At 76.3% G+C, this 18,649-nt stretch carries 16 protein-coding genes; 10 read left to right on the top strand and 6 right to left on the bottom strand.

Annotated features, from left to right (window positions below; translation table 11 throughout):
- Nucleotides 1-128 precede the first annotated feature (128 nt).
- Both AB0O91_RS16340 and AB0O91_RS16335 read left to right on the top strand, forming a co-directional pair.
- Nucleotides 129-848: an RICIN domain-containing protein gene (locus AB0O91_RS16340; RefSeq protein ID WP_363432890.1), complete on the top strand. Its 720-nt coding sequence runs from the start codon at nt 129-131 to the stop codon at nt 846-848.
- 223 nt (nt 849-1,071) lie between these two features.
- The gene (locus AB0O91_RS16335; protein ID WP_363432888.1) at nt 1,072-1,482 is read left to right on the top strand and encodes a hypothetical protein; all 411 of its coding nucleotides are present in this window, start codon (nt 1,072-1,074) and stop codon (nt 1,480-1,482) included.
- A gap of 69 nt (nt 1,483-1,551) precedes the next feature.
- Here the strand turns inward: AB0O91_RS16335 and AB0O91_RS16330 are convergent, their stop codons facing one another.
- Entirely contained in the window at nt 1,552-4,365 is a 2,814-nt protein-coding gene (locus AB0O91_RS16330) for an AfsR/SARP family transcriptional regulator (protein ID WP_363432885.1), read from the bottom strand.
- A 132-nt stretch (nt 4,366-4,497) separates the two neighbouring features.
- Between AB0O91_RS16330 and AB0O91_RS16325 the strand changes: the two genes are divergently transcribed.
- Nucleotides 4,498-5,856: a M14 family zinc carboxypeptidase gene (locus AB0O91_RS16325; RefSeq protein ID WP_363432882.1), complete on the top strand. Its 1,359-nt coding sequence runs from the start codon at nt 4,498-4,500 to the stop codon at nt 5,854-5,856.
- Between the two features lie 65 nt (nt 5,857-5,921).
- Here AB0O91_RS16325 and AB0O91_RS16320 read toward each other — a convergent pair whose 3' ends face one another.
- Nucleotides 5,922-6,566, bottom strand: coding sequence for a MarR family transcriptional regulator (locus AB0O91_RS16320; protein WP_363432879.1), 645 nt, complete (start codon nt 6,564-6,566; stop codon nt 5,922-5,924).
- Nucleotides 6,567-6,856: 290 nt separating this feature from the next.
- Between AB0O91_RS16320 and AB0O91_RS16315 the strand changes: the two genes are divergently transcribed.
- The 4 genes from AB0O91_RS16315 (at nt 6,857) to AB0O91_RS16300 (ending at nt 10,908) form a co-directional block, all read left to right on the top strand.
- A complete protein-coding gene (locus tag AB0O91_RS16315; protein WP_363432877.1) occupies nt 6,857-8,059 on the top strand; it encodes a cytochrome P450 in 1,203 nt (400 codons plus the stop codon).
- 151 nt (nt 8,060-8,210) lie between these two features.
- The gene (locus tag AB0O91_RS16310; RefSeq protein ID WP_363432875.1) at nt 8,211-8,408 is read left to right on the top strand and encodes a ferredoxin; all 198 of its coding nucleotides are present in this window, start codon (nt 8,211-8,213) and stop codon (nt 8,406-8,408) included.
- Nucleotides 8,405-9,619, top strand: a complete 1,215-nt coding sequence (locus tag AB0O91_RS16305; protein ID WP_363432873.1) for an FAD-dependent oxidoreductase — start codon at nt 8,405-8,407, stop codon at nt 9,617-9,619. The genes AB0O91_RS16310 and AB0O91_RS16305 overlap by 4 nt, the downstream gene beginning before the upstream one ends.
- A 191-nt stretch (nt 9,620-9,810) precedes the next feature.
- Complete coding sequence (locus AB0O91_RS16300) at nt 9,811-10,908, top strand: chemotaxis protein (RefSeq protein ID WP_363432870.1); 1,098 nt, start codon at nt 9,811-9,813, stop codon at nt 10,906-10,908.
- Nucleotides 10,909-10,954: 46 nt separating this feature from the next.
- Here AB0O91_RS16300 and AB0O91_RS16295 read toward each other — a convergent pair whose 3' ends face one another.
- Entirely contained in the window at nt 10,955-11,599 is a 645-nt protein-coding gene (locus AB0O91_RS16295) for a CatB-related O-acetyltransferase (RefSeq protein ID WP_363432868.1), read from the bottom strand.
- Between the two features lie 169 nt (nt 11,600-11,768).
- On the opposite strand from AB0O91_RS16295, the gene AB0O91_RS16290 reads away from it, so the two are divergent.
- The 3 genes from AB0O91_RS16290 to infA all read left to right on the top strand — a co-directional run bounded on the left by AB0O91_RS16290 (nt 11,769) and on the right by infA (nt 13,637).
- A complete protein-coding gene (locus AB0O91_RS16290; protein ID WP_363432865.1) occupies nt 11,769-12,362 on the top strand; it encodes a TlpA disulfide reductase family protein in 594 nt (197 codons plus the stop codon).
- 194 nt (nt 12,363-12,556) lie between these two features.
- Complete coding sequence (locus tag AB0O91_RS16285; protein ID WP_363432862.1) at nt 12,557-13,351, top strand: GNAT family N-acetyltransferase; 795 nt, start codon at nt 12,557-12,559, stop codon at nt 13,349-13,351.
- A gap of 61 nt (nt 13,352-13,412) precedes the next feature.
- On the top strand, nt 13,413-13,637 hold the full coding sequence (gene infA, locus AB0O91_RS16280) for a translation initiation factor IF-1 (RefSeq protein WP_363432859.1): 225 nt from the start codon (nt 13,413-13,415) through the stop codon (nt 13,635-13,637).
- Nucleotides 13,638-13,824: 187 nt separating this feature from the next.
- Here the strand turns inward: infA and AB0O91_RS16275 are convergent, their stop codons facing one another.
- The 3 genes from AB0O91_RS16275 to AB0O91_RS16265 all read right to left on the bottom strand — a co-directional run bounded on the left by AB0O91_RS16275 (nt 13,825) and on the right by AB0O91_RS16265 (nt 18,513).
- Complete coding sequence (locus AB0O91_RS16275; protein ID WP_363432856.1) at nt 13,825-14,862, bottom strand: AraC family transcriptional regulator; 1,038 nt, start codon at nt 14,860-14,862, stop codon at nt 13,825-13,827.
- A 75-nt stretch (nt 14,863-14,937) separates the two neighbouring features.
- Entirely contained in the window at nt 14,938-16,119 is a 1,182-nt protein-coding gene (locus AB0O91_RS16270) for a serine hydrolase domain-containing protein (protein WP_363432854.1), read from the bottom strand.
- Nucleotides 16,120-16,281: 162 nt separating this feature from the next.
- The gene (locus AB0O91_RS16265; protein ID WP_363432851.1) at nt 16,282-18,513 is read right to left on the bottom strand and encodes an MMPL family transporter; all 2,232 of its coding nucleotides are present in this window, start codon (nt 18,511-18,513) and stop codon (nt 16,282-16,284) included.
- Nucleotides 18,514-18,649 lie beyond the last annotated feature (136 nt).

Genomic DNA, 18,649 nt, shown 5'->3' with positions numbered 1-18,649 from the left:
ATGAATCGTTTCCGGACAAGGCATTCACAACAGTTGACGTGTCCTCATATCATCACTCACGCTAAGCGACACCAACCACACGATCCACACATCCGGTTGGGCCCCGCCGACCCGAAGGGACCCCTCGTATGCGCCTGCGACGAACCCTCGCCACCCTCTTCACCGGCCTGCTCGCCCTGGTGGGCGTCGCCGTCCTGCCCTCCGTCGCCCAGGCCGACTCCCCGGGCAACTGCAGCACCGGCCACGGCGGCCCGGTCGCCACCGCGACCTGCAACAACGTGCCCAACGGCACCATCTGGCGCGCCCAGGCCGTCTGCTTCTACGCCGTCGGCACCACGCCGGTCAACTACTGGGTCAACGGCACCACCGTCACCGGCAACGGCACCTCCACCGCCTACTGCAACCCCGGGAACTACGCCACCAGCACCATCACCACGCAGGTCCTCGGCATGCAGGGCCAGCAGGGCCGCCTGGTCGGCTACGGCGGCAAGTGCGTGGACGTCGCCCACGGCAGCGACAACCGGGGCACCCCGGTGCAGGTCTACGACTGCAACGGCACCGCCGCCCAGTGGTGGACCCTGGGCGTCGACAACTCCGTGCGCGCCCTCGGCGTGTGTCTCAACGTCACCTACGGCACCGCCGACAGCCCCAACGGCACCAAGGTCGAGGTCTACACCTGCGTCGGCAGCGCCGGCGAGCAGTGGATCCCGCAGCCCGACGGCTCGCTGAAGAACGTGCTCACCGGCAAGTGCCTGGACGAGCTCGGCTTCGACTCCTCCAACCGCGCCCAGCTGGGCATCTGGGACTGCAATGGCCTGGCCAACCAGAAGTGGGTCCTCACCCCCTGAGCGACCCCCGCCAGCAGGTGCCGGCCCCGTCCCCCGTTCGGGACCGGCACCCCGCAAGGCCCGCCCGGGTGGCCCGCACCACCCGAACGGGTAACCGCCCGGGCCCACCTGAGTCCCCGTACCCAGGTGGGCCCCGGCGCGCGCCCGGCCCCCGGTGTCGCGCCGGGGGCCGGACCCCGGGAGGATGCGGCCCGGGACGCATGCCACGAGAAGGGGGCCCGCGATGCTGATCGCCGACTTCGACAGGTATGGGCGGGGCGCCGACTTCGACCCGGCGACCGGCCGGCTCGGCTCCGGGAGGGCCGTCGATCCCGCGGAGGCCGTCCACGGCCACTACGGCCGGCTCGGCCGCACCGACGTGGTCTTCTACCGGGGCGCGGACGGCCTGCGGCTCCGCGCGGGGGAGCACGACCTCCCGCTGGACGCGGCCACCCCGGTCCGGCACCGGATCGCCGAACCGGAGTGCGTCCTGACCGTCGGCCGGAGCGTCGAACTGCGCTACCCGGTGCCGCCGGAGTGGTACGGCCTGGCCGACGACCCGACGCCGTTCGTCGAGCCCGACCACTTCGACCTCGGCCTCTTCGTCGCCAACGTCCTGGCCGGCCCGGACCGTGGGGCCGGGCTCTACCGCTGACGGCGACGGGCCCGCGGGCTCACCCGCCGCCGCCCGCGGGGGCCGCTCCCGCGCCGCCCGGGCCGGCCGTCAGCGGTGCCCGCGCCGGCCCGGGCGCAGGTCGGGGTCCGGCAGGGCGGCCAGGGCGGCCAGGGCGGCCAGGGCGGCCAGGGCCGCCGACTCGCCCTCCCCGTAGTGGTGGAGGCGGGCCGCGCGCAGGGCCGCGGCGAGGTGGTGGGCGGCCTCCTCGGGGCGGCCGGTGGCGGCCAGGGCGCGGCCGTAGAGGGTCTGGAGGACGACCCGGCGGGCGGCGGGGAACGGGGGCTCGGCGAGGGCGAGGCCGCGGGCCGCGTGGTGGGCGGCCTGCGCGGGGTCGCCGCCGTCCAGGCAGGTGTCGGCGAGGTGCTGGCGGGCCAGGGCCACCAGGTCGGGGCGGCCCGCCCGTTCCGCCAGGGCGAGCGCCCGCCCCAGCAACTCCCGTACCCGGGACGGCAGACGGCCGTCGTCGTCGCCGTGCCGGGCGAGCGCGGCGGCCAGGTTGACCAGCGCGACGGCCTGGGCGCTGCGGTCGCCGGCCAGGGCGGCCAGGCCGGGCGCCCGTTCCAGGTGGACCAGGGCCTCCTCGGGCCGGCCCTCCTCCAGCAGCACCCACCCCAGCAGGGCCCGCGCCCGGGACTGCGCGCCGGGGGCGAGGTCGGCCTCGGCGGCGGCCAGCCCGTGCTCCAGCAGCGGCACCCAGCCGTCCCGGACCTGCCACACGATCAGCGGCCACTGCAGCAGCACCAGGCGCCAGGCCCGGTCGGGCCGCCCGGCGGCGACCGCGGCCAGCGCCGCACCGCGCAGCGTGTCGCGCTCGGCGGCGTACCAGGCGAGGGCGCCCGCCCGGTCGGCGAAGGGCCGCACCCCGACCGGGAACCGGGCGTCGGCGGGCAGCTCGCAGCACGGTTCGCTGCCGGGCTCGGCGGCGGCGCTCGCCGCGAGCAGGGTGTTCAGCAGGTGGTCCAGCAGCCGGGGCAGCGTCTCGGCGTCCTCCTCGCCCGCCCCGGGACGCAGGCTGCGGGCGTAGAGGCGGACGAGGTCGTGCAGGGTGTAGGCGTCCCGGTCGATCCCGACGACCAGGTGGGCGGTGGCCAGCTGCTCCAGCACCCGTGCCGCCTCCGGGAGTTCGCAGCCGGCCAGGGCGGCGGCGGTGCGGCTGTCCAGGGTGGTGCCGGTGTGGGTGCCGAGCCGGTGAAACATCCGGCGGGCCGGCGCGGACAGGTGCTGGACGGTCAGCGCCAGGGCGGCGGCGACACTGGTGTCCTCCACCTCCAGCAGCCCCAACCGGCCCTGCTCGTCCGCGAGTTCGTCGACGAGGGCGGCCAGTCCCCGGTGCGGGCTGGTGGCGATGCGGGCCGCCGCCAGCCGCAGGGCGAGCGGCAGCCCGTCGCACAGCCGGGCGAGCCGGGCCGCGGCCTCGGGCTCGGCGCCGACCAGGTCGGGCCCCAGGTCCGGGCCCAGGGTGGTGGCGAGCAGGGTGACGGACTGCGGGGCGGTCAGCTCGGCCAGCGGCACGGGCCGCGCGGCGTCCGTGGCGACCAGCCCGCCGAGCCGGTCGCGGCTGGTCACCAGCGTCACGCAGCCGTCCCCGTCGGGCAGCAGCGGGCGCACCTGCTCGGAGCGGCGGGCGTTGTCCAGCACGATCAGCATCCGGCGCCCGGCGGTCAGTTCCCGGTAGCGGGCGGCCAGCGCCTCGGGGGAGGAGGGCATCTGCTCGGCCGGCAGGCCGAGGGCGAGCAGCAGTTCGCGCAGCACCGCGCCGGTGGGGCGCTCGGGCAGCGCACTGTGCCCGCACAGGTCGACGAACAGCCGCCCGTCGGGGAAGTCCGCCCGGTGCAGGTGCGCCCAGTGCACGGCCAGCGCCGTCTTGCCGATCCCGGCCCCGCCGGTGACGACGGCGATCGCGCCGGGGGAGAGCGCGGTGCGGTCCAGCGCGGCCAGTTCGCCCTCCCGCCCGGAGAACCCGCGGGGCCGGCGCGGGAAGGGCCACGGCGCGGGCGCCGGCCCGGCCCCGGCCGCCGCGGACGGCGGCACCGCCGACCCCGCAGACACCGGCGCCGCGGCCACCGGCGCCGCCACGGCCCGGAGCGGGTGCGCCGGGTCGCTGCGCAGCAGCACCTCGTGGGCCTCGGCGAGTTCCGCCCCCGGGTCGATCCCCAACTGCTCGGCCAGCGTGCGGCGGGTGCGCCGGAACCACTCCAGCGCCTCCGAGCGCCGCCCGGCCCGCCCGAGCGCCAGCATCAGCGCGGCGACCAGCGACTCCCGCAGCGGGTTCAGCGCGGCCTCGACGGCCAGCACCCCGGCGGCCGCGCCGTGGTCGCCGAGCCGCCCGTGGGCGCGCGCCAGCTCCTCCACGGCCGCCAGCCGCAGCTCCTCCAGCGACTGGGCGGCGCACAGCAGCGGCAGGCTGGGTTCCGTCCCGGCGAGCGCGGGCCCGTGCCACAGCGCGAGCGCCTCGCGCAGCGCCGCCACCGCGACGCCCGGCTCCCGCGCGGCGCGGGCGGAGCGCAGCAGCCGCTCGAACCGCCCGGCGTCCACCGCCGCCCAGGGCGCCCGCAGCAGGTAGCCGCTGCCGTCGGTGGCCAGTTCGACCCCGGCGGCGCCCGCCCCGTGCGCGGCCAGCACCGCGCGCAGCCCCGAGACGTGGTTGTGGATGACGGTCCGGGCGTGCCGGGGCGGCTGCTCCTCCCACAGCGCCTCGGTCAGCCGGTCGACGCCGACCGGCAGGCCGGGGTGCAGCAGCAGCATCGCCAGCAGGCTCCGGCGCTTGGGCGATCCGACCGCGAGCTCCCGCCCGTCCGCGGCCACCACGGCCACCGAGCCCAACAACCGGAAGTCCACCCGTGCCCCCACCGTGACCAGCAAATACGAGAAGCATATGACAGTAGGCGATCCTTCGGTGACGCACCGTTCGCCCCGGCCCGGAGCGCCCCCTGGACGGGCCCCCGCCCGACCGGATCCACTACCACCTCCGGACGCCGACGGCAGGGAGACCTGATGCTGACCGACACCTCGACCAGCGCGGGCAGGGCGATGCTGCTCCACGACCGCTACCCCACCCTCGAGGAACTCGCCGACACCGCCCGCCGACTGGCCGCCCGCCACCCCGACCGCTGCCGGCTGCGCACCCTCGGCACCTCCCGGGCCGGCCGCCCGCTGCTCCTGCTGTCCGTCCACCCCGGCCCCGGCCCCGGCAGCGCCGCCGCCCACGTCCTGGTCGTCTCCGGCGCCCACGCCGACGAGTTCTCCGGCCGGGCCGCCGTCGTCGAACTCGCCCACCGCGCCCTGGCCCGCACCGCCCCGCCGTCCCCCTCGGGCCCGTCCACCCCCTCGGGCCCGTCCGCCCCCTCGGGCCCGTCCGCCCCGGCGACGGCCTGGCACTTCCTGCTCTGCCTCGACCCCGACGGCGCCCACCTGGCCCGGGGCGGCCTGCTCGCCCGCACCCTGCCCGCCTACTTCGCCGGCTACTTCCGCCCCGCCGCCGACGAACAGCCCGAATGGGCCCCGGCGATCGGCGGCGACCTCCCGGAGAGCCGGATCCTGCTCGACCTGATCGACGAACTCCGCCCCCCGCTCCAACTCTCCCTGCACACCGCCGACGTGGGCGGCACCTTCCTCCAGGCCACCGCCGACCCGAGCGCCCTGGCCGGGCCCTTCGCCCGCTCCGCCGCCGCCCTCGGCATCCCGGTCGAGACCGGCTCCTTCGACACCCACCGGCTGCCCGCCGCCGCCCCCGGCGTCTTCCTGATGGAGCCGCACCACATCGACGACCAGGAGAGCACCACCGGCATGCTCGCCCCCGCCGACGGCGCCCCGCCCGGCGCCCGGGCCGCCACCTGGTTCGCCCCCGGGCGCCACGGCGGCCGCACCGTCGTCGTCGAGGTGCCCGCCTGGACCAGCGACCGGCTCGGCGACCCCGCCCCCGCCGGCGACGACGCCGAACGGCACCTGCGCGCCGGCGCCGAGCACCTGCGCGAACGCGGCCGACGACTCACCGAACTGACGGCCGCCCTCGCACCCCACGACACCCCGCTGCTGCGCGCCGTCCACACCCAGCTGACCGCACTGCGCCAACTCGCCGACGCCTGGGACCAGGCCCCCGCCGGCCACCCCCCGCACCCGCTCACCCGCGCCCACCTGGCCGGCATCGACCTGTGGGCCCACCGCATCCCGGTGCGCGCCGCCGCCCTGCTGCGCCGCGCCACCCCCGCCCCCGACCCCCGCCCCACCGAACTGCTGCGCACCTGGTGCGCCCACTACCGCCGCCGCTTCCGCCCCACCTGGCTGCCCGTCGCCCGCCAGGCCGCCCACCACGCCAACATCGCCGAGGCCGCCGCCGCCGTCCACGCCGTCTGAGCAGCGCGCCGCCGTCGGTCCGCGCACCGCCGTCGACCCGCGCGCCCCCGGCCCCGCGCGGCGGCTCAGGACTCGACGGCGCCGCGCACGGTGCGCCGGGCGACGGCGGCGACCCGCCGGGCCCCCGCGACCCGGGCCGGGCCCGTCGCCGGCGCGGCCGGGCCGTGCGCCTCGCGGGCCCGGTCGGTGCCGTCCGCCGGGGGAGCGGGGTCGTCCTCCTCGAGCATGGCGCCGCGCACCCGGTGCACGTACCGGTCGATCAGATGGTTCAGCACGCCGACCGTCGCGGCCACGTCCGGCTCCGGAACGCCGTCCAGGGCGACCGACAGCCCGATGATGTTGGCCTGTTTCAGCCGCTCCAGCACGACCCGCCCGTCGGCCGTCAGCGCGACCTGACGGGCCCTGCGGTCCAGCGCGTCCGGAGTGCGCTCCACCAGGCGCTGGCTCTCCAGGCGGTCGATCTGCCGGGTCACGTGGGAGGGCTTGACCATCAGCCGGGCGGCCAGGTCGCCGACCCGGCTGACCCCGTCCGCCTCGGCGAGCGCGCGCAGCAGGTAGACGTCCGATCGGGCGGCCGTGATGCCGGCCCGGGCGGTGCGGCGTTCGTGCTCCTGGGAGCGGGTCAGCAGGTACGCCAGTGAGGCCAGGACGGCCTCCAGGTCTGCGGTGGCTGTCCGGTCGTCTGCGGGATCGTCTGCGGCGTCCGACATGGGGGAACTGTAGCGAGCCGGTGCCCACCGCAGCTGCGGCGCCGACCGGTGACCGGATTTCGGACAGATTCGCCGTCCGCCCGATGTCCCCTTCCACCGACACGAACCGAGAGTTAGCGTGACGATGAGTTAGTTGCTTTTGGCACGTAAATTCCCCGGGCCTGCTCCACCGCACCGCAGGCCCGTACGGCACCGCACACCCCCACGCCGCACAGGCCTGCCCGTACGGCACCGCACACCCGTACGGCCCCGACCGCCGGCCCACCCAGCTCCGAGAGGGGAGCCCCCTGATGGCCACCGCCGCACAGACCCCCCGCTTCACCCACCCCGCCGCCCGCGGCACCTGCCCGTTCGCCCCGCCGCCCGCCTACACCCAGGCCCAGCAGGAAGAGCCGATCAGCCGCATCTCCCTCTGGGACGGCACCACCACCTGGCTGCTCACCCGCCACGAGGACATCAAGGCGGTCCTGGCCGACGCCCGCTTCAGCGCCGACGGCTCCAACCCCGGCTTCCCCTTCCTCACCGCCGGCATCCGGCAGCTCAACACCGGCCAGCGCACCTTCATCCGGATGGACGACCCCGAGCACGCCCGGCTGCGCCGGATGCTCACCGGCGAATTCATGATCAAGAAGGTCGAGGCGCTGCGCCCCGAGATCCAGCGCATCGCCGACGACCTGCTCGACCGGATGACCGCCGACGGCCGCACCGGCGCCGACCTCGTCCGCGAATTCGCCCTGCCGCTGCCCTCCCTGGTCATCTGCCTGCTGCTCGGCGTCCCCTACGAGGACCACGAGTTCTTCCAGGACTGCAGCCGCGTCCTGCTCAGCCGCGAGTCCTCCGTCGAGGAGGTCACCGCCGCCCAGGACCGCCTGGTCGACTACCTCATCCGGCTCACCGAGTCCAAGCGCACCCAGCCCGACGACGGCATCCTCAGCCGCCTGGTGGAGCGCGGCGAGCTCAACACCGAGGAGATCGGCGCGATGGGCCGGCTGCTGCTGGTCGCCGGCCACGAGACCACCGCCAACATGACCGCGCTGTCGGTCCTCGCCCTGCTGCGCAACCCCGAGCAGCTCGACCACCTGCGCCGCAACCCCGGGGCCATCCCCGGCGCGGTCGAGGAACTGCTGCGCTACCTGACCATCATCCAGTCCGGCCTGTCCCGGGTCGCCGTCCAGGACGCCGAGATCGGCGGGACGCTGATCCGGGCCGGCGAGGGCGTCGTCTGCATGGTCAGCACCGCCAACCGGGACGAGGCCGAGTTCCCGGGCGGCGAGGACCTCGACGTCACCCGCGACGCCCGCCGCCACCTGGCCTTCGGCTTCGGCGTCCACCAGTGCCTCGGACAGCCCCTGGCCCGGCTGGAACTCCAGATCGCCCTCGACACCGTCCTGCGGCGCCTGCCCGAACTGCGCCTGACCGTCCCGTTCGAGGACGTCCCCTTCCGCGGCGACATGCTCATCTACGGCGTCCACGAGCTGCCCATCGGCTGGTGACACCAGGCCCGGCGCGGGCCCGCCCCGCGCCGCGCCGACCACCGCCCCCGTCACCACCACCGCTGCCGCCAACCGCCTTTCCCACCACCACCGTTCGCCCGGCCGGGGCCCCACCGGGGCCCGGACCGGTCACGCCCGAAGGGAAACCCCCATGCTCGTCCGGATCGACCAGGAGAAGTGCTGCGGCGCCGGGTCCTGCGTGCTCGCCGCCCCCGACGTCTTCGACCAGCGCGACGAGGACGGCATCGTCGTCCTGCTCGACGCCCGCCCGCCCGCCGAACTCCACCAGGCCGTCCAGGACGCCGCCGCGGTCTGCCCCGCCGCCGCGATCACCCTGGAACTCGCGTGACCGCACTGCGGGAGGTGGCCGTCGTCGGCGCCGGCGCAGCCGGACTGCACGCCGCCGAGGCGCTGCGCCGGGCCGGCTACGACGGCCGCCTCACCCTGGTCGGGGCCGAGGACGAACCCCCGTACGACCGGCCGCCGCTGTCCAAGCACCTGCTCGACGGGCAGTGGCAGCCCGACCAACTGGCCCTGCGCACCCCCGAGGCGCTCGCCGAGCTGGAACTCGACCTGCGCCTGGGGGCGGCGGCCGAACGCCTGGACCGCAGCACCCGCACCGTCCACCTCGCCGGCGGCGGCCAAGTCCGCTGCGAGGCCGTCATCGTGGCCACCGGCGTCCGCCCGCGCCGGCTCCCCGGCGCCCAAGCCCCCCTCCCCGGCGCCCACGTGCTGCGCACGCTCGCCGACGCCCTCGCCCTGCGCGAGGAACTGCGGCCGGGAGCAAGGCTGTTGGTGGTCGGCGGCGGACTGCTCGGCGCCGAGGCGGCGGCCACCGCCGTCGGGCTCGGCGCCGAGGTGACCTGGCTGGTCTCCGCCGCGGCCCCGCTGGCCGCCGTGCTGGGCGCCGACACCGCCGCCCTGCTGACCGGACTGCACCGCGAGCACGGGGTCCGGATCCACCGGGGCGCGGCCGCCGCGCTGGTCGAACGCGGCGGCCGGGCGGCCGGCGTGCGGCTCGCCGACGGCTCCGAACTGGCCGCCGACGCCGTGCTGACGGCGATCGGCTCGACCCCGGCCACCGAGTGGCTGGCCGGCAGCGGGGTGCCGCTGGAGGCGGACGGCGGGGTGGCCTGCGACGCCCACTGCGCCGCCGGCCCCGGCGTCTGGGCGGCCGGCGACGTGGCCGCCTGGCCCGACCCGCACACCGGCCGGCGCCGGCGCCTGGAACAGCGCACCAACGCCACCGAGCAGGCCCTGCACGCCGCCCGGGACCTGCTGGCCGGCCCGGACGGCGCCCGGCAGGACTACCGGCCGGTCCCGTACCTGTGGACCGACCAGTACGGCCTGCGGGTGCAGGCCTTCGGCAGCCCCGGCGGCGCCGAGCGCTTCGAGGTGGTCGACGGCAGCCTCGCCGAGCACCGCTTCGCCGCCGCCTGCGTGCGCGACGGCCGGGTCACCGGCGCGGTGGGCATCGCCGCCGCCCGGGCCCTGCGCGGGCTGCGCGCCCGGGTCGCGGCCCAGGAGGCCTGGCCGCAGGCCGCCGCCGTGGCCGGCTGACGGGCCTCACGCCCTCCCCGGGCCGGGGCCGACCGTCCCCGTACCCGCCGGTAGGGGCGGGGACGGGCGGTCCCGGCGCCGGAGCCGACCCGGCGACCGGGTGTGCAAATCGTTACATTGGGGACATTTAGCAGCTGTGCCAGGCACTGCGCGTCCACGCCAGAAGGCGACCGCCTTCGGAAAGGGTCCCCATGCACCCCGCCCTCAGCCCCGCCGTCCTCGCCGAACTGCGCCGGCCCCGGCCCTACCCGGCGGTCTCCGTCCTGATGACCACCCACCGCCGCGAGCCGGACAACGCCCAGGACCCGGTGCGGCTGCGCAACCTGCTGGCCGAGGCGAAGGAGCGGATCCAGGCCGACCCCGAGGTCTCCCGCGCCGACCGGATCGACGTCGTCGGGCAACTCGACCGGGCCCTGGCCGAGGTCGACCTCGTGCACGCCGAGGACGGCCTGGCCATCCTCGCCGCGCCCGGCGAGCACCGGATCTGGACCTTCGCCCGCACCGCCCCCGCCCGGGTGGTCCTGTCCGACACCTTCCTCACCCGCAACCTGGTCTCCGCCCAGGCCGCCGAGCGCCCCTACTGGGTGCTCGCCGTCGCCGCCGACCGGGCCGTGCTGTGGGGCGGCAACCAGGAGCGGGTCACCGCGGAGAACATCCACGGCTTCCCGCTGGTGCGCACCTTCGACAACCCCGACCCGGAACGCCGCGAGCGCATCGGCGACACCCCCAGCACCTTCCGCGACGAGGAGACCAAGACCTTCCTGCGCCAGGCCGACACCGCGATCGGCAAGGTCCTGGCCGCCGACCCCCGCCCGCTGTACGTGGTCGGCGACGCCCCCGCCCTGGCCCTGCTGGACGCGGCCGGCCCGATCGCCAAGGAGGCCACCGCCCAGATCCCGCACGGCGGCCTCGCCCAGGCCGACGTCGAGACCGTCCGCAAGGTCGTCGACCCCGCCGTGCGCGCCCACGCCGAGCAGGAGGTCGCCGACGCCCTCGCCCGGCTCGACAAGGCCCGCGGCCGCTCCGCGTTCGCGGCCGGCCTCGACGAGGTCTGGCAGGTCGCGGCCGAGGGCCGGATCACCTGGCTGGTGGTCGAGGAGAACTACCGCGCCACCGTCCGCGACGACGGCGACCACCTCGTCCCCGCCGAGGCCGGTGAGCCCGACGCCCGCGAGGACATCGTCGACGAGGTCATCGAGCGGGCCCTGGACACCGGCGCCCGGGTCACCTTCGTCCCCGACGGCACCCTCTCCGACGCCGGCCGGATCGCCGCCGACCTGCGCTACTGACCCGCCCCGCCGTCCCGCGCCACCCGCCCGCCCGGGCCGCCGCACCTCACCGCCCGGGCGCGGCGGCCTCCAGCTCCGCGACGCCGCCGGACATCACGGTGCGCAGATGGCGGGTCAGGTGCTCCACCGGCCAGTCCCACCAGGCGACCGCCAGCAGCCGCGCCACCTCCTCCTCCGGGTAGCGCAGCCGGATCACCCGGGCGGGGTTGCCGCCGACGACCGCGTAGTCCGGGACGTCGGCGGCGACGACCGACCCGGCGGCGACGATCGCACCGTGGCCGATCCGCACCCCCGGCAGCACCGTCGTCCGGTACCCGAGCCACACGTCGTGGCCCACCACCGTGTCCCCGCGCCCCGGCAGCCCGGTCAGCAGGTCGACGTGCTCCGCCCACGCCCCGCCCATGATCGGGAACGGGAAGGTCGACGGCCCGTCCATCCGGTGGTTGGCGCCGTTCATCACGAACCGCACCCCCGCGGCGAACGCGCAGAACCTCCCGATCACCAGCCGCTCCGGCCCGTAGTGGTACAGCACGTTGCGGGTCTCGAACGCCGTCGGGTCGTCCGGGTCGTCGTAGTACGAGTACTCGCCCACCTCGATCAGCGGCGAGGTCACCAACGGCTTCAGCAGCACCACCCGCGGCTGCTCGGGGAACGGGTGCAGCACCCCCGGGTCCGGCACGACGGGAACCATCAGGCCACCTCTTCCACAGTCTCCGCAGCTTCCGCGTCGTGCGCGGCTCGCGCGTCTTGCACACCGACGGGGCGCCGCAGCGCCCGCGACCCATGATCCACCACACCCCGCCGCCGCTCCTGACCACCCCTCAAGATCGCCCGCCCGTAGGCCGTGCGAGGCTTCGGGCATGCCAGTCGACCCGCACCCCCGCCGCCGCAGCGCCACCCTGGGCGCGGCCGCGCTCGCCGCCGTGCTCCTCGCCGGGTGCTCCGGCACCGGGGACGGCGCGGCCTTCGTCACCGAGAAGGGCACCAGCATCGGGCGGGCCGCCGCCGACCGGCGCCGGAACGCCCCCGAGGTGTCCGGGCGGACCCTGGCGGACGGCCCGGCGAAGCTCTCCGACTACCGGGGCAAGGTCGTCGTCCTCACCATCTGGGGCTCCTGGTGCGGCCCCTGCCGCACCGAGGCCCCCTCCCTGGAACAGCTCTGGCAGACCTACCGCGACCAGGACGTGCAGTTCCTCGGCGTCAACACCCGCGACCAGGACGTCCGCAACGCCCAACGCTTCGAACAGGAACGGGGCCTGACCTTCCCCAGCATCTTCGACCCGGACGGCACCCAGCTGCTGAAGTTCCCCCAGGGCACCCTCGACTCGCAGTTCCTCCCGACCACCCTGGTGGTCGACCGCCGGGGCCGCCTCGCCGCCCGCGCCCTCGGCGGCCAGACCTACGACGCCCTGGAGTCCATGCTCCGGCCCGTCCTCGCCGAACCACGGGGCTGACCCTGCCCGGGGAAACCGGTTGGGCCGGTGGGGGGTCGGCTGCTACGGTCTGCGCAGCCGTGCCACGAACGCGAGGAGGTGAGACCCATGAAGGCTGTATCCGGGTGGGTGCTCCCCCTTGTCGTCACGGTGGGCGATTGACGTTGGTGTCGCCCGGGAGCGCCTCAGACAAGGCACTTCCGAAAGGCAACACCGTGAATCCTGCGCAGTCCCCCCAGCACGACCCCGCGCCCGCCCCCGCCGTCACGCGCGTCTCGGACACCGAGTGGCAGGCCGTCGCGGACGGCCTGGTGGTCGGCCGCGGCGACGCGTCGCGCCGGCCCGACGGGCGGCTGTTCGTCAGCATCGACGCCTGGCACGACGCGGCCTTCGACCGGCTCGCCGCCGCGCTGCGGGCCGACCTGCCCGGCCCCCTGCACACCCTGGCCGACGAGGCCGACCACGAGGCGGTGTCCGCCTGGCGGCGGGCCGGTTTCACGGCCGGGCGCCGCGAGTGGGTCCATCTGGTGCCCACCGACCCGGAGACCACCGGGCTGGGCGCGGTGCGGCCCCCGGCCGGGGTGGTGATCGTGCCCGCCGGGCAGGCCGAGGAGGGCCCGCTGCGGGAGCTGGAGCGCGTCGTCCACGCGCAGATCGAGGCCGGCGCCGGGTGGTCGGCGGTGCCGGCCCAGGTGCTGCCCCGCCCGGCGGGGACCCTGGTCGTGGACCCCTCGAAGTACGCGGTGGCCCGTCTGGGTGACCGCTACGTGGGGCTGATCCGGGTGACCCCGCCGGGCCGGCCGCGGATCGGCCTGCTCGCGGTGCGCGCCGAGCTGCACCGGCGCGGCATCGCCCGGGCGCTGCTGGCCCACGCCCTGGACGCGCTGCACCGCGGTGGCACCGGGACCGTCCAGGCCGAGGCGGCGGAGTCCGACGGAGCGGCCCTCGCGCTCCTCGAAGGCGTCGGAGCCCGGCGTACGGGCAGCATCCTGGAACTCGTCCGCCGTTGACACCCCGCCCGCCCCTGAACGCCCACCCGAACCGCAATCGAACGAAGAAGAGGTGAAGACCATGACCAAGACAGCGAACGGCATCGAAGTAGAGGGCACCGTCATCGAGTGCCTGCGCAACGCCAACTTCAAGGTGGAACTCCCCAACGGGCACATCGTGCTGGCCCACATCAGCGGGAAGGTCCGGAAGAACCACATCAAGATCCTCCCGCACGACCGGGTGCTCGTGGAGCTCAGCCCCTACGACCTCAGCCGCGGCCGGATCCGCTACCGCTACCGCAACTAGTACCTCTCCTGCCCGGAACCGAACAGCCGGCGGCCCGGCACGCTCCCCCGTGGCGTGCCGGGCCGCCGGCTGTTCCGCGGTGCGTCCGGGCGGGTCGGCCCGGGCGCACCGCGGTGTTCCTCGTGGAGGATGCCAGGACGGCGCCCGGCCGGGTTGGCACTGCGTCGCCGCTTCCTTGGCAATGCGTCTACGCCCCGTCCGGGCCCGTTTCCGTGGCGGTGGTGAGGGCCTGTCGGCGGTGGTCGCGGGGGGAGAGGCCGTAGGCGGTGCGGAAGGCGCGGCTGAAGTCGTCGGCGCGGGGGAAGCCGCAGCGGGTGGCGACGGTGTGGACGGGGGTGGTGCGGTGGGCGGGGTCGGCGAGGGTGCGGTGGGCCTGGGCGAGGCGTTGTTCGCGGATCCAGGCGGCGAGGGTGCGGCCCTGGGACTGGTGGGTGAAGACCCGGTGGAGGTGGCTGACGGAGACGTGGTGGGCGGCGGCGATGACGGCGGGGGTCAGGTCGGGGTCGTGGAGGTGGCGGCGGACGAAGGAGCGGACGCCCTGGGCGAGGGCGCGGTGGCGGGCCTCGTCGGGCAGGGCGGTCTCGGCGTCCAGTTCGCGGGCGGCCCAGGCGGCGACGAGGTCGACCACGACGGCGCCCATCCGGGCGGCCTCGGCCGGTCCCAGGGCGGCGGCCTGCCGGTCCAGGCCGAGCAGGAAGTCCGAGAGCAGCGCGGCCGAACCCGACCGCACCGAGAACCCCCGGCCCAGCACCTCGCGCAGCCGCTCCGGCGGCAGCGGCAGCAGGGCGACCGGGACGTCGATCCCCACCGCCTCGGTCCGGCGCTCCGGGCGGCCGCGGGCGTGCACGCCCAGGGCCCGCACGTCGTACGGGGTGGAGCTGTCGACCAGGTACAGGTCGCCCCGTCCGAAGGTGCGGGTCCGGTCCCCGGGGCCGCGGGTCAGCGCCAGCCCGCCGTCCAGCGGCATCGTCAGGTGGTACACCTCCGGGTCCGTGCGCCGCACCATCCGCTCGGTGCGCCGGAACCGCGTCGGTGGGAACGACGACCGCAGCAGGGTGACCGGCCCCAGCTCCAGACGCCGCATCTCCGCCCGGAAGTCGTCGGCGTGCGCGCTGGTCATCTCGCTGGCCCGGGTCCGCGCGAGCAGCTCCCGCCAGCAGTCGAACCGGTCCTTCGCGGGCACGCCCTCGCCCCGGAAGACGCTCCCCGCCCCTGCGGCCACCATCCGTCCCTCCCTCGTGTCCGGCTCCCCGCCCGGCCCGGCCCGGCCGGACCGACGACCGTAACCGATGCCCCCCGGTCAGGGGGCCAGCAGGGCGCAGACGAAATCCTCCTCGACCGCCCGCAGGTGCTCCAGCAGGTCCGGGTTGCCGCTCCGGTTGACCTGCGCGGTGACGGAGACGGTCAGGCCGCGCCGCCCGTCCGGGGTGCCCACGCCGAGCTGGGTGTAGCCGGGGGTGTTGCCGGTGTGCCCGTAGACCACGCCGCACCGGGTGGTGTACTCGAAGAGCGCCAGCCCGGCGCGGTTGGCGCCCGGCCCGGCCGGCTCGGAGTCGCCCGGGACGAAGGCCCGCTGCTGTTCGCGGGTGGCGTCGCCGATCAGCGGGCCGCCCGCGTAGCCGGCCGCGAAGGCGCTGAAGTCGTCGGGGGTGGAGACCACGCCGCCGGAGGCCCAGGAGCCGGAGGCGCCGTACAGGGTGGTGACGTCCTGGGGCGGGGCGGGCGGCTCGACGGCGTAGCCGTGCAGCTGGGGCCGGGGCAGCCGGTAGCCGGAGGGCAGGCTGGTGCGGGTGAGGCCGAGCGGGCGGTAGACCTGGGAGGCGAGCAGGTCCTCGTAGCGCTGCCCGGTGACGGCCTCGGCCATCAGGGCGACGGCGATGTTGTCGGAGTTGGAGTACCGGTAGCGGGTGCCGGGGGTGAACTCCAGGCCCTGGTCGGCGACGAAGTCCAGCAGGTGCCGGGAGTCGAAGACGTGGTGCGGGTCGGCGTCGAGCAGCGCGCCGAAATCCGGTGCCCGGCTGTAGTCCGGCAGCCCGCTGGTGTGCTGGAGCAGCTGGCGCAGGGTCACCGCGCCCCAGGCGGCGGGCAGGTCGGGCAGCCGTGCGGCGAGGGTGTCGTCCAGGCCGAGCAGTCCGCAGTCCACCAGCCGCAGGGCGACCGCGCCGCTGAACGCCTTGGCGGCGCTGGCCAGGCGCATGTGGTCCTCGGGCCGGGGCTCGCGGCCGGTGCCGAGCTCGGCCGTCCCGGCCCGGAACACCCGCACCCGCCCGTCCTCGCGCAGCACGGCGATGGCGCCGGGCGGGCCGTCCGGGCGCTCGACCAGCTCCCGGAGGCGGGCCTGCAGCGCCCGCCCGCCGTCGTCCGAAGGGCCGCCGTCCGGGCCGTGGGCCGCCGCGGCGGCGCCGACGGGGGCCAGCGCCAGTGCGGCGGCGAGCAGGACGACGGCGGCGGGCCGCGGTGAACGGCGGGGGCGCGGTGACATGACGGATCCTCCGGAGGGGCGGTGCGGTGACGGGGACGGCTCGGCGGCAAGGGATCACCGCCCGGCGGCCCCGGGAAACGGCCGGACCCCCCGCCGTGACCCACCTGGTCCAGCCCGCCGGCCCGCCGGCCCGTCGGCCCGCCAGCGCCGACGGTCCGACCGTCAGGGCCGTTCGCCGGTGCCCTCGGTGTCGATGTGCGGGAGGATCCGGTCGAGCGGGCGCGGGGTCCACCAGGCGGCCGGGCCGAGCAGGGTCATCACGGCGGGGACGAGCAGCAGCCGTACGACCGTGGCGTCCACGAGCACGCTGACGGCCAGGCCCAGGCCCATCATCTTGATCACCACGTTGTCGCTGACGATGAACGCGGCGAACACGCTGACCATGATCAGCGCGGCGCAGGTGATCACCCGGGCGGTGATCTCCAGGGCGTGCGCCACGGAGTCGTGGCTGCGGCCGGTGCGCAGCCAGGACTCGTGGACGCGCGAGAGCAGGAAGATCTCGTAGTCCATGCTCAGCCCGAAGACGATCGCGAACATCATCATGGGCACGTAGCTCTCGATCGGGACCTTGCCCGCGACGCCGAGCGCGGGCCCGCCCCAGCCCCACTGGAAGACCGCCACCACGACCCCGTACGAGGCCGCGATCGAGAGCAGGTTGAGCACCGCGGCCTTGACGGCGACGAGCAGGCCGCGGAAGACCACCAGGATGATCAGGAAGGCGAGCGCGACCACCACCGCGATGATCAGGGGCAGCCGGCTGGAGACGATGTCGAGGAAGTCGACCTGGGCCGCGGTGGTGCCGGTGACGTACGTCCTGGCGCCGGTGCCGGCCACCGCGTCCGGCAGCACGGTGTCCGACAGGTGGTTGACCAGGTCGGTGGTGGCCCGGTCCTGCGGGGCGCCGGCCGGCAGGACGGTGGCGAACAGCACCGCGCCGTCCGGGCTGGTCTGCAGCGGGGTGGTGCTCGCGGCGCCGGGCAACTGGGCCAGGGCCTGCTGGACGGCGTTCTGCACGCCCGCCCGGGAGTCGGCGGGCACCGCGCTCCGGTCGACGACCACGGTCAGCGGCGCGTTCGCGCCCGGGCCGAAGGCCTGGGAGACCAGGTCGTAGGCGCGCCGGTCGGTGAAGCCCGTCGGGTCGGCGCCGTCGCCGATGTGGCCCAGCTGGATCGAGAACAGCGGGATCGACAGCACCCCGAGCACGACCACCCCGGCGACCAGGTAGCGCCACGGGCGCGCCTCCACCCGCCGGGCGTAGCGGTGCCAACTGCCGCCGCCCTCGCCGCCGCCCCCGGCCTCGGCGATCGGCCGGCGCACGGCGAAGCGGTCCATCCGCGGGCCGATCAGCCCCATCAGCGCGGGCAGCAGGGTCAGCGCGCCGAGCACCGCCGACACCACGGTGACGGCCGCCGCCGCGCCGAGCTTGGCGATGAAGGAGACGCCCGACACCGACAGCCCGGACAGCGCGATGATCACGGTGCAGCCGGAGACCAGCACCGCGCGCCCGCTGGTGGCCACCGCCTGCCCGGCGGAGGCGACCGGGTCCACGCCGTCCATCAGGTTCTGCCGGTGACGGGTGAGCAGGAACAGCGCGTAGTCGATGCCGACCCCGATGCCGATCATGGTCGCCAGGGTCGGCGCGACGGTGGCGAAGGTGGACAGCGCCGCGACCAGCCCCAGCGCCCCGAGCCCGACCACCGCCGCGATCAGCGCCGTCAGCAGCGGCAGCCCGGCCGCGATCGCGCTGCCGAAGCCCACCAGCAGCACCACCACCGCCACCGCGAAGCCGATCACCTCGCTGGAGCGGTCGTCCGCCGCCGGCCGGGCCAGCTCGCCCAGCGGCCCGCCGTACTCCACCTGCACCCCGGCCCGGCGCAGCGGGTCGACGGCGGCGTCCACCCCGCCCAGGTAGTCGTGGCCCAGCAGGGCGGGCATGGTGTCGAAGCGCACGGTGATGTACCCGGTCAGCCCGTCGGGGGCCAGCGGCCCGCCCGGCGGGGCGCTCTGCCCGGGCGGCGGCAGCGGGCTCTGCACGGACAGCACGTGCGGCAACTGCTGGAGCGAGGCGACGGCCTGGGCGATCTGCGGCTGGAAGCCGGTCAGCTGCGCGGGGTCGTGCAGCACCACCTGCGAGCTGGTGCCCGCGGCGGCCGGCTCGTGCGCCTGGAGCACGTCCCGGCCCTGCTGGGCCTGGGTGCCGGGCAGCGAGAAGTCGTCCGAGTAGGTGCCGCCGAACGCCCGGTTGGCGGCCTGGACGCCGGCCAGGGCGACGAGCCACAGCACGATCACCACCACGCAGTGGCGCGCGCACCACTCGCCCAGGCGGCGCAGGCCCGAACGCCGGGCGGGCGGCGGCGCGGCGGCCGGGGGGACGCGGCGGGCGGACGGCGGCATGGACGGCTCCCGGGGGTCTCCTGCGCGGTGGTGCGCCGAATCGGCGCAGTGTTCCCGCGCGCGCGGGGCCGGCCATCCGTACCGGCGGGTAGTCGCCCCGACGGCCCCGGAACACCCCGGTCCGGGACGGCCGGCC

Origin of the sequence: Kitasatospora sp. NPDC089797 (assembly GCF_040684795.1) — a bacterium.
Lineage (GTDB): Bacteria > Actinomycetota > Actinomycetes > Streptomycetales > Streptomycetaceae > Kitasatospora.
The sequence above is the reverse complement of the archived record's forward strand: the minus strand, read 5'-3'. Positions and strand labels throughout refer to the sequence as shown.

Coding starts and splice junctions, on each gene's coding strand:
- AB0O91_RS16315 (WP_363432877.1), top strand. CDS start 6,857: ATGGCCACCGCCGCACAGACCCCCCGCTTCACCCACCCCGCCGCCCGC.
- AB0O91_RS16295 (WP_363432868.1), bottom strand. CDS start 11,599: ATGGTTCCCGTCGTGCCGGACCCGGGGGTGCTGCACCCGTTCCCCGAG.
- AB0O91_RS16325 (WP_363432882.1), top strand. CDS start 4,498: ATGCTGACCGACACCTCGACCAGCGCGGGCAGGGCGATGCTGCTCCAC.
- AB0O91_RS16300 (WP_363432870.1), top strand. CDS start 9,811: ATGCACCCCGCCCTCAGCCCCGCCGTCCTCGCCGAACTGCGCCGGCCC.
- infA (WP_363432859.1), top strand. CDS start 13,413: ATGACCAAGACAGCGAACGGCATCGAAGTAGAGGGCACCGTCATCGAG.
- AB0O91_RS16310 (WP_363432875.1), top strand. CDS start 8,211: ATGCTCGTCCGGATCGACCAGGAGAAGTGCTGCGGCGCCGGGTCCTGC.
- AB0O91_RS16290 (WP_363432865.1), top strand. CDS start 11,769: ATGCCAGTCGACCCGCACCCCCGCCGCCGCAGCGCCACCCTGGGCGCG.
- AB0O91_RS16320 (WP_363432879.1), bottom strand. CDS start 6,566: ATGTCGGACGCCGCAGACGATCCCGCAGACGACCGGACAGCCACCGCA.
- AB0O91_RS16270 (WP_363432854.1), bottom strand. CDS start 16,119: ATGTCACCGCGCCCCCGCCGTTCACCGCGGCCCGCCGCCGTCGTCCTG.
- AB0O91_RS16275 (WP_363432856.1), bottom strand. CDS start 14,862: ATGGTGGCCGCAGGGGCGGGGAGCGTCTTCCGGGGCGAGGGCGTGCCC.
- AB0O91_RS16335 (WP_363432888.1), top strand. CDS start 1,072: ATGCTGATCGCCGACTTCGACAGGTATGGGCGGGGCGCCGACTTCGAC.
- AB0O91_RS16265 (WP_363432851.1), bottom strand. CDS start 18,513: ATGCCGCCGTCCGCCCGCCGCGTCCCCCCGGCCGCCGCGCCGCCGCCC.
- AB0O91_RS16340 (WP_363432890.1), top strand. CDS start 129: ATGCGCCTGCGACGAACCCTCGCCACCCTCTTCACCGGCCTGCTCGCC.